We start from the raw sequence: 11095 nt of genomic DNA on the forward strand, positions 1-11095 counted from the left end.
CTTTTAACAAGAAGTGGATAAAATAAATTTTTTTATAAAAAGATATGGTTATATATTTTATACAAAGGTAAGGAAATGATATGAAAAAAACAGTTGTTTTAGTAATGTTAATAACCATTTTTTCCAAACTGTTTGGATTTGCTAGGGATATGACTTTGGCATATTTTTATGGTACATCAAATGTAAGTGATGCTTATCTAATTTCATTAACAATACCAGAGCTAATCTTTGCAAGTATAGCTTCAGGCATAGCTACTGGATATATACCAATATTTAGTAAAGTGAAAAAAGAATTTGGTGAAAAAGAAGGAATAAGATTTACCAATAATCTAATTAATTTACTTCTTGTACTATGTACTATAATTGTTTTAATTGCTCTTGTCTTTGCTGAGCCAATTGTAAGAATATTCGCTTCAGGATTTAAGGGGGAGACTCTGACCCTTACTGTTAAATTTGCTCAAGTAAGTATTTTTGCTATCTATATGACCGGCCTTATTCATATTTTCAGTGGCTATTTACAGTTAAAAGGTAATTATGTTGTCCCCGCTCTTGTTGCATTTCCGATGAATATTTTGTTAGTAGTATCAATTTTTTTAAGTAATCAATTTAATATTTTTATTTTAGCTATTGGGACATTAATAGCAACCTTATCACAATTATTTTTGTTAATACCTTCTCTTCGAAAAAATGGATATCGCTTCAGGTTTGAACTTGATTTAAAGGACCAATATATAAAAAAAATGGCGTTACTAGCAATGCCTGTTATTATCGGTGTTTCGATGAATTCTATAAATGTATTGATCGACCGGACATTAGCATCACAAATAACAGAAGGGGGAATTGCAGCTCTAAACTTCGCGACTCGCTTAAACGGATTTGTTCAAGGTATTTTTGTCGTGTCCATTTCTACAGTAATGTACCCTCTGATCTCTAAAATGGCATTGGAAAAAAATGTTGATGGTTTTAAAAAAATGTTAGGTCAATCAATTGTTGGAATAGGCTTCTTAGTTATTCCAATAACAATTGTTTTTTTAATCTTTACAGAGCAAATAATTGGCTTGTTACTAGGAAGAGGTGCATTTGATTCGGATGCGGTCAATCTCACATCAACTGCACTGTTCTTTTATTCTTTAGGGATGCTTGGACTAGGATTAAACCAAATTCTTTCAAAATCCTTTTACTCATTAGAAGACTCAAAAACACCCATGATTAATGCTGGAATTGCGGTTGTGATCAACATCGTATTAAATGTTATCTTATCTAGATATATGGGTATTGGTGGACTTGCGTTGGCAACAAGTATTGCTACAACTACCTCAGCGTTACTATTGTTTATAAGTTTACGAAGGAAAATTGGATCATATGGTCTAAAACGGATCATTATTTCACTAATTAAAATTTTATTTGCCTCCGCATTTATGGGTGCTCTTTCTTGGTATATAAATAAAGCATTAAACTCTTCTATTCATGAAGCTCTTTCATTAATAATCTCTTTGGCTTTCGGTGCAATTTTATATTTAGTTATAATGTTTTTTATGAAAGTAGAGGATATTGAAGTATTGGTAGCTAGAGTAAAACAAAAGATTAAGTTGAAAATAAAAGCATAAAGTTAATTTAAGACTAGCAATTCCCATAAATAATTAGATTGTTTCCTCCATACACTAAATTATAATGTTGAATTACCTGGAGGATGAAAATGGACTTATTTACTCGCTGGGAAGTTAAACAAGAAGAATCAGAAACGGTTGTTGTTCTCTATCTTGACCCTCTTTCGACGGAATTTGCAATGGAGCTTAACCAAAAGCAACCGGAGGGTCCAATAGATTTTCAAGAAAAAGTGAAAAGTTTTATTGGAAGGAATATTCCTGTCATACGAAAAGCAACTGTTAAAATCATGGCTGGCTCAATGCTTGTTGCAACCTTTACGAGTTTGTCGATTGCGGAAAAGACATATGCACATGAAGTTGATTTTAATATGTCCTACCAATACTTTGGCGGAAAGACTGCATTTCAGAAACAGATTGAGCAAACCCAAGGGAATATAAGTACTACTTCTCCAAGTTATTTTGATTTAAATTCAGACGGTTCTTTACAGTTTACCTATCTCTTGGACCAAAACTTTATTAATGAAATGCACCGACAAGGAGTTAGGGTTGTTCCTTTTGTAAGCAATCATTGGGATCGTGACAAGGGAAGAGCAGCACTTGCTAATCGTGAACAGTTGGCTACAGAAATTGCAGCTGCGGTAGAGAAATATAATTTAGACGGTGTAAACGTAGATATTGAGAATGTATCAGATGTTGATCGTAATAATTACACTGATTTCGTTCGCTTATTGCGCGAAAAAATTCCGAAGGAGAAGGAAGTGTCAGTTGCAGTTGCAGCAAATCCGAATGGGTGGACGAAGGGCTGGCACGGTTCCTACGATTATCAAAAATTAGCTCAGTATAGCGATTATCTCATGATTATGGCCTATGATGAGAGCTATCAAAATGGCCCAGAGGGTCCAGTTGCAAGCTTTCCATGGGTAAAGCGGTCAATTGAATATGCATTAAACCAAGGTGTTCCAAATGAAAAAATCGTACTTGGTATTCCTTTCTTTGGACGTTATTGGAAAGAAGGAGCAGCAAGTGGTGGAATTGGAATCCCAAAGATTAAAGTGGATGAAATGATTAGTAAATATGAATCGACCGTAATATACGATGAGGCTGCCAAATCACCTAAAGCAATAATTAAAATCAAGGAGGGGGATCCTACCACTGTTGTAAATGGAAAATTGATGACCCCTGGTACCTATCATATTTGGTTTGAAAATGATGCATCCATTCAGGCGAAGGTTGGTCTTATACATGAGTTTGGATTAAAAGGGACAGGTAGTTGGAGCTTAGGTCAGGAAAACCCTGTTATGTGGAATAGCTATGGCGCTTGGCTTAAAGGACATGGTGCAGCCCCTGAGCCTTATACTCCTCCACCGAAGCCAAGTGCGACAACAACGGTATATACTGTTGTCTCAGGCGACACACTTTCTGCGATTGCGAGGCGCTATAATACAACTGTAGATTCAATCAAAGCTCTAAATAATTTAACTTCAGACATGATATTTGTTGGTCAAAAATTAAATGTTCCAACCCTTCAAACAGTTGTAAGCACTCCATCCCCGGTTACTCCTTTACCATCCACATCCGTTTCGAAAAAAGGATGGGTTAAAGAAGGAACATCTTGGTATTTTTACAACATTTATGGCCAACTAGATAAGGGATGGATCAGGGACGGAGGAAAATGGTATTATTTAGACCCGTCTACAGGGCGAATGAAGACAGGTTGGTTATATGAAAGAGGCACATGGTATTATCTTAATCCAAGTGGTGCGATGCAAACAGGGTGGGTCAAAGTTAGCAATAAATGGTATTTCATGAATAGTAGTGGAGCCATGAAAACAGGCTGGTTATGGGATAATAATAAGTGGTACTTTTTAGATAATAGCGGAGCCATGAAGACAGGATGGTTAAAAGAAAGTAATAGTTGGTATTATTTAGCTTCAAGTGGTGCAATGCAAACGGGATGGAGAGTAATCGGAAACAAGTGGTATTATTTTTACGGTAGTGGAAAAATGGCTGCCAATACTACAATAGGTGGCTACCGATTAGGCAGTGACGGTGCATGGATTAGATGATAAGAAGAGTTCTCGAAGGTAAATCCTTTTGGGGGCTCTTTTTTATTTTTACTAACTTTGGTAAATGGTATTATTACGACAGTAACGGATATTGGAAGATAGGTTAACTTCTAATAAGAAGAAAATGGTAATACGTAGATTAAAGTGAAACTATGAGAATGGGGTAGGGTACTAATTGGTGGCAAATGGAATTGTTTCCGTTTATTTGGGCAAAATAATCCAATGTAAGTAAAATGAAAGGTCAGGTGTTCAAAACACCTGACCCTTCGAATGAAAAAGTTATTTTACCCATGAACCATCAGCAGCTAGCTTATATCCGCCAACTGTTGTGTTTGCTGCCATTTTACCGTTACTAAAGAAGAAATACCATTTATTGTTAACTAGCTTCCAGCCAGTTTTCATAGCACCGTTAGCTTCTAAATAGAACCAAGTAGCTCCATCTTTTACCCAACCAGTTTTCATTGCGCCACCAGCATTTAAATAATACCAAGTAGCTCCATCTTTTACCCAACCAGTTTTCATAACACCGCTAGCATCTAAATAGTACCAAGTAGCACCTTCTTTAACCCAACCAGTACTCATCGCACCATTTGCATTTAGATAATACCAAGTAGCTCCATCCTTTAGCCAGCCAGTTTTCATAGCGCCGCTAGCATTTAAATAATACCAAGTAGCACCACTTTTAACCCAACCAGTTTGATATAATCCTTTGTTATCTAAGAAATACCATGTACCATTGTCGTTAACCCAACCAGTACTCATTGCACCAGATTGTGGATTTAAATAATACCAAGTAGCTCCATCTTTAACCCAACCAGTTTTCATGGCACCGTTTGTATTTAATAGGTACCATTTACCTGATAGAAATTGCCAACCAGTTTGCATAACACCACTATTATTTAAGTAGTACCAGGTGTTATTGTCGTTAACCCAACCAGTTTTTTTCTTACCATCTTGGTCTGCATAAATCCATTGACCGTTTTGATTTACCCAGTTATATGGGTTGTTAATTTCATAAGTGTCTTCAACAGGATAAGTATCATCAGTCGGATATGTATCGTCGACAGGATAAGTGTCATCAGTTGGATAAGTATCGTCAACAGGATATGTATCATCTGCAGGATAAGAATCACCTGTTGGATTAGTGTTTGCTGCTAAGAGAGCAGCATCATCTTCCGCTGCAAAAGTTGTGACTGGTAGTAAAAAAGTCACGATAAGCGAGAAGATTACTAAAAAGTTAATAAAACTGTACTTCTTCATATAATAGCCTCTCCTTTTATATTATTACAGAAATGGTAGTATATAACCAAGTTTCTGAATTTACTTTACTATCATACTATAAAAATAGTACTTTTGGTATATAAAAATTGGATAATTTAGTTAAAATGCCGAAATTTGTATTTAATTGTTGAAATAAACCATTTACAATGGGAATATAGCAGTAGTTTTTGTGATTTTTTGGAGGGTCCGTTATGAAGTGGTTTGTATTTGTATTTATTGCAATAATTTTTGTTGTTTCACCCTATACAACTGGACTATATACAAATAGTAGTTTTTATAGTCTTAGTCTATTGATTTTTATTTTATACCTTTTATTCATTATAAGGGAGTTATATAAAAAGGAGATTTATTTATTTAAAAAGGTAAGTATAATCCTTTTACTACCATTGTGCTATATTATTTCATTTCCTTTTGCTGAAAATCCAAAGGGAGCATGGGATTCATTGATACAATGGGTTACTTACATATCGTTTTTTTTACTTATCTATTGGGTTTCTCTAGATCGAAATATTAAAAAGTGGATTCCAATAACATTTCAATTAACAGGAATTTGGATTTCCATATATTCATTGTTAGTTTATTTAAACATTGCAGAACTCCCTGGTGCTATTATTGCAGGAAGACTAGGCAGTATTTTTAAGTATCCAAATACTTTTGGAATGGCTATGATTATGTTTTACTTTTTTGCGCTTTTAATGTTGATTCGAAGAGAAACAACGCGTATCCAGGTAATTATGTATTCACTTCCATTAGTGTCTTACCTTGTTTGTTTTATTTTGGCATACTCTAGAGGCATGATCCTCGTATTTCCGATTGTATGGTTAATAGGATTATTTCTCCTTAAAGCAAAAAAACAGATAGATTATTGCCTATACTCATTGATAAGTATTGCTTTTTCTTTACTAACATATATTGTTTTGGTGAGAAGCTTTTCCAGTGTATTAAAACTAATAGTGCTTATTGTTGTATGTATTGCTTTTTTTGGATGTGTTTTATTTATAAGGCTATTATTGGAAAAGTGGGAAAGTCATACGAAGTGGATGGAGGAAAAGGGTATTTTTCGAATGTTAATTCCCTCCATCGTTTTAATGATTTTTATACTTGGAATCTTAGATATAACGCATCAAGGGATTGCATTTCAACAATTGCCTATTCGTTTGCAAGAACGTATTGAAAGTATTGATATAACTTCCGGTACAGCGAAGGAAAGATTAATATTTAATGAAGATGCGTTAAAGATAAGTAAGGAGTCTCCATTAATTGGGTTAGGTGGTGAAGCCTTTCGAGTCATATTTAAGAAATATCAGGAATTACCCTATAGATCTAATAAAATCCATAATGGATTTTTTGAATGGTTGGTGGATACAGGCTGGATTGGTTTTTCAATTTTAATAGGTGTAATAATCTATTTTTATTTAAGAATATTAAAATTGTATTTTAAAGAAGAAAATGAAACACAACTAGCCGTTTTCCTTTCAACCTTAGTTATATTTATTCATAGTTTTATCGATTTTAATTTTTCCTATGGAACTGTTTGGTTCTTCGTTTTTTGGCTTTTTATTTTGGGTATAAACAGAAATTCAGACACAAATTTAAGCCATCAGAAGAAAAAGAAAAGCCAAAAAACAGATATCAAACCAGAGAAAGATTATTTTTCAATTTCTGTATATAGTATCTTTTCGGCGGTTGTTGTTATATGTTTTATTTTTTCATACCGCTTTATGGAAGCTGATAAAATTGTGAAAAATGTAAAATCTTCAATGAATCCAGCAATTTTAGAACAAGAGATGGAACGTGCAGTAACATTAGATCCTACTAATATTGAGTATTGGATGAAATTAAGTGACATTTATGTCAAAGGACATCAGCAGAACTCCGCAACTAAAGAAAAAGTTGAGAAGGTCATTAAGAAAATGATAAATCTAGAGCCAAATAATTCTGAGGTTTTTCGAAATGCCGGGATTCTCTCTGAAAAAATTGGTAATTTAGAGGCCGCGGTTTATTATTACGATGAGGGATTAAAACTAGATCGTTATAACACTGGTTTATATACGTCCAGCATTAGGTCGAAAAATCATTTAGTAAATCAAATGATACATGAAAAAAATAGTAATACTGAGGTTGAACCCCTTTTACAAAGTGCAATCGATGATTACAAGGATAATATATATTGGTATGAATATTTCTTAAGTCAACCAATAAAGGATCTGGATGCCTTTAATGGAAGAGATTTTAAAGTAAGTTATTTAACACATTATAATGCTGCACTTGCATACTTCCATTTAGAACAATATGAACAGGTTTTGAACATATCTGAACAGGTAGTGAACGAAAAGAATCATGATTTAATGGCTCTCGCCATTCTTTCACTAGAAAGTATGGGTGAAAATGAAAAGGCCAATGAAATGATAACGGAAAACCAAAAGAAATACGATAATTTTACAGAATCACTTGAGGCGTTACGAAAAACCTATCAACCTAAATTTTAGCAATACAAAAACCAGCGTTTTAAGGCTGGTTTTTTATTTTGGTCTAAACCTAAATGTGCCACAGATTCTTAATCTAGTTTACGCCTAAGTACTCTTCTAACGTCAAGCCACTTTGGTGAATTTTAGGAGCTAACTCAGTACCAACGTATCTGTAGTGCCATGGTTCAAATATGTAGCCAGTAATATGCTCTTTCCCTTTAAGATATCGTAAAATAAAACCGTAATGATGGGCATTATTAGCAAGCCATTTGGCTTCTGCTGTATTAGCAAACTCATCCTCAGCCCACAGTCCCTTGTTCTTTCCGCCGATATCAAATGCTAGACCGGTTTGGTGTTCACTATTCCCTGGTCTTGCTGAGAACGTATCCGCTTCAGCTTGTCCATTGCGAGCAACATAGCGATTGTAGAGTGAACCCTGATAAGAATACGAACGATAGGTACTAAAAGCTTCTAAGACAATTCCATCCTTTGCTGCTGCCCTTTTCATCGTTTCAAAAGCAGCACGGGCTGTACTATTTTCACCAGGTGAATAAGTAGAAGGTAAACTATGAGTCTTATTAACTAGTAAAACGCCGTTTACATAATAAGGTTGAACCCATACACCATAATTATTGACATAGTATCCATCAATTGTAGTGTTCGTAGCTAGAGCTCCACTACCCAAGGAATAATACCATTCCGATTGAACCTGATACCAACCTGTTGCCATTTTACCAGACGGTTGGAGGTAGTACCATTTCTGGTCCAGCTTGAGCCAACCCGTTTGCATGGCTCCATTACCTTTGAGGTAATACCAGTTATTTGCGGATTTTATCCAGCCGGTTTTCATTGCCCCATTTTTGTCAAGAAAATACCAGGAATTTTGATCCTTCACCCAACCAGTAAGCATTGCCCCATTTTTGTCTAGGAAGTACCATTGGTTTTTGTCATAAATCCACCCGGTTTTCATTACGCCGTTGGAATCAAGAAAATACCACTTATTATGATTACGTAGCCATCCGGTCACATAAGCGCCATCATTTGAATAATACCAATTCTGATTAACAAGCACCCACCCGTCTTTGTTTTGAGTAATAGAAGGGGATGATTCATTACTATTTCCTAACACTTGTGCAGGGAATATAAGAATAAAAAGAAAGAAACTACATATAAACAGCTTATTTTTCATTTTCTTTGCTCCATTCAATTTCTCTTGATGTTTAATAGATTATTAGTAGATAGTTTGAAAATAAAAGGTTGATTGCTAGAAATATAGCAATCAACCTAAACTAGACTTATTGAATCCAAACGCCACTTGGCCCAAATTTGTATCCATTTACAACAGTGTTAGCTGCCATTTTACCTGAATCGTATAGGTAATACCAATTACCTCGATCTAGGAGCCAGCCAGTTTTCATCGTACCACTCGTATTTAAGTAGTACCAATCACCATTGTCCTTCACCCAACCAGTAAGCATTGCGCCACTATTGTTGAAGTAGTACCAGCTGCCAGCCTGAACCCAACCAGTTTGCATAGCTCCACCTTTGTTGAAATAGTACCAAGTGTTGCCACTTTGCAACCAACCAGTTTTCATTGTTCCACTAGGATTGAAGTAGTACCAAGAACCAGCATCTTGTACCCAACCAGTAGCCATAGCGCCACTGTTGTTGAAGTAATACCAAGTGCCACCATTAAGAATGAATCCAGTAGCCATAGCCCCACTATTGTTAAAGAAGTACCAAGAGTTACCGTCCTTCATCCATCCAGTTTTCATTACGCCGCTTGGGTTAAAGTAGTACCAAGTACCACCATCATTTACCCAACCAGTAGCCATAGCGCCACTGTTGTTGAAGTAGTACCAGGCGCCACCATCACGAACGAATCCAGTAGCCATAGCCCCACTCTTATTAAAGAAGTACCAAGAGTTACCGTCCTTCATCCATCCAGTTTTCATAGCACCGCTAGGATTGAAATAGTACCAAGTACCACCATCATTTACCCAACCTGTTTGCATATGTCCACTCTTGTTGAAGTAATACCAAGTGCCACCATCACGCGCCCAGCCAGTAGCCATAGCCCCATTATTTTGTAGTAGATACCACTTGTTACCTTGAGCAAACCAACCAGTCTTCATTGCACCATCCGGATTGAAATAATACCAAGTACCGTTGTCATTCACCCAACCTGTTTGCATGACACCTGATTTATTGAAATAGTATGTTGCGCCGGCCTTTACTAAGCCAGTTTGCATAGCGCCAGCACCATTAAAGAAGTACCACTTACCACCTTGTTGGAACCAACCAGTTTGGTATATGCCATTTTCATGTAAATAGTACCAAGTACCATCTTGCTGAACCCATCCGTCACTTAAGATACCTGAGTTCACATCGAAGAAGTACCATCTGTTATTTGCTTTTAACCAACCTGTATGCATTGAACCGTCAGCATTAAAATAGTAGCCTTTGCCACTGATTGTTTGCCAACCTTTTTTCATTGCCCCAGTTTTTAAATCGAAGTAGTAGCGTTTGCTACCATCTTGAAGCCAGCCAGTGTGCTTAGTCGCTTTATGATTGTAATAATACCAATTTCCAGCATCCTGCTCCCAGCCATTTACCTTAAATGTAACTGAAACAAGAGATTCATTGCCACTAGCATCAGCGACAATTCCTTTGTAGGTATAGTAGCCATATTCAACAACTGCATCTCTAACTTCCTGTACTGTTACAAAATAAGGGTTTGGATCTACAAATTCTTCCGGTAAATTATCAAAGCTTAGCATTGAAGCATCAAGAGTTGCCTTACCATTTACAAATTGCAGATCTGTTGCATCCTTGTATAAATACGAATTCTGTGAAAAAACAGATGCTGTTTTGGCAGTAGTTGATTCTAATGAAACACCAGAAATTTGAACATCACCAGGAAGCTTAGTCAAATTAAGTGTAAAGTTGTTATTTGCACCTGTTGCAACAATATTACCTTTGTTTGTTAATAGTTCTAGTTTTGAAACAGCAACGTTTTTTGAACCAGCTAAATCTACATTCTTAGTGGAAACAATTGAAAGTGTCAGTACCTCGCTGTTTCCATTTGTAAAATTAACTGTTGCTTTTCCTGTTACCTTATTGTTCAGTGGATAAAGTAGCTGACGAAGATTTACAATAGAAACGCCGTCTTTTCCATTGTCATAGCTTCCTAGTACGTCAGAAAGAACATACTCAGCTTTGCCATTAACAACGGTAAGCTCTTGATCCCAAAGTATGTAATCTAGACCTGCAAAATCAAATGATACTGATTTCACACCATTCGGAGTGCTAATTGAAATTTTTTCAAGCTTATCTGTTTCTTGAATTCCGTGTTGCTTGACAAAATTATCAATATTGAATACATACTGATTGTTACTATTAGTCAATGAATATTCTTGACCGCTGATTGTTGCCGTAACCTTATAGGTTGAAGCAGCATTGCCAACCTGTGGTGATAGTAGTGTTAGCAGTAGAACAAAAGCCACACTAAAAAAAGATAATTTCTTAATCACCCTATCCCTCCTATCTGTTTTTTTATATACCTAGTAAATTACTAGATGAATATGGAATTCATTCTTATATTCTACAAAAAAAGACAGGATTTTACAACTAATTATTGGGTATTTTTAGAAGTGAAATAGGATATTTGGAC

General features: G+C 35.7%; 6 protein-coding genes. 3 read left to right on the forward strand and 3 right to left on the reverse strand.

The annotated features are described in order from the left end of the window. Positions 1-80 precede the first annotated feature (80 nt). Positions 81-1607 (forward strand): murein biosynthesis integral membrane protein MurJ, encoded by a 1527-nt coding sequence (gene murJ / locus E1I69_RS22790; RefSeq protein ID WP_136381815.1) that lies wholly within the window; start codon positions 81-83, stop codon positions 1605-1607. A gap of 89 nt (positions 1608-1696) precedes the next feature. Beyond that, positions 1697-3673: a glycosyl hydrolase family 18 protein gene (locus tag E1I69_RS24875; RefSeq protein WP_207308603.1), complete on the forward strand. Its 1977-nt coding sequence runs from the start codon at positions 1697-1699 to the stop codon at positions 3671-3673. A gap of 279 nt (positions 3674-3952) precedes the next feature. On the opposite strand, the gene E1I69_RS22810 is transcribed toward E1I69_RS24875, so the two are convergent. Next, positions 3953-4933 carry an N-acetylmuramoyl-L-alanine amidase family protein gene (locus E1I69_RS22810; protein WP_136381816.1) on the reverse strand — a complete coding sequence of 327 codons (981 nt, stop codon included), beginning with the start codon at positions 4931-4933 and terminating at the stop codon, positions 3953-3955. A 590-nt stretch (positions 4934-5523) separates the two neighbouring features. On the opposite strand from E1I69_RS22810, the gene E1I69_RS22815 reads away from it, so the two are divergent. Continuing rightward, positions 5524-7443, forward strand: coding sequence for an O-antigen ligase family protein (locus tag E1I69_RS22815; protein ID WP_161974968.1), 1920 nt, complete (start codon positions 5524-5526; stop codon positions 7441-7443). A 73-nt stretch (positions 7444-7516) separates the two neighbouring features. On the opposite strand, the gene E1I69_RS22820 is transcribed toward E1I69_RS22815, so the two are convergent. Further along, the gene (locus E1I69_RS22820) at positions 7517-8611 is read right to left on the reverse strand and encodes a M15 family metallopeptidase (protein ID WP_136381818.1); all 1095 of its coding nucleotides are present in this window, start codon (positions 8609-8611) and stop codon (positions 7517-7519) included. A 106-nt stretch (positions 8612-8717) separates the two neighbouring features. Next, a complete protein-coding gene (locus E1I69_RS25365) occupies positions 8718-10955 on the reverse strand; it encodes a hypothetical protein (RefSeq protein ID WP_136381819.1) in 2238 nt (745 codons plus the stop codon). Between the last annotated feature and the right edge of the window lie 140 nt (positions 10956-11095).

This window comes from Bacillus timonensis, assembly GCF_004799755.1.
GTDB lineage: Bacteria > Bacillota > Bacilli > Bacillales > Bacillaceae_L > Ferdinandcohnia > Ferdinandcohnia timonensis_A.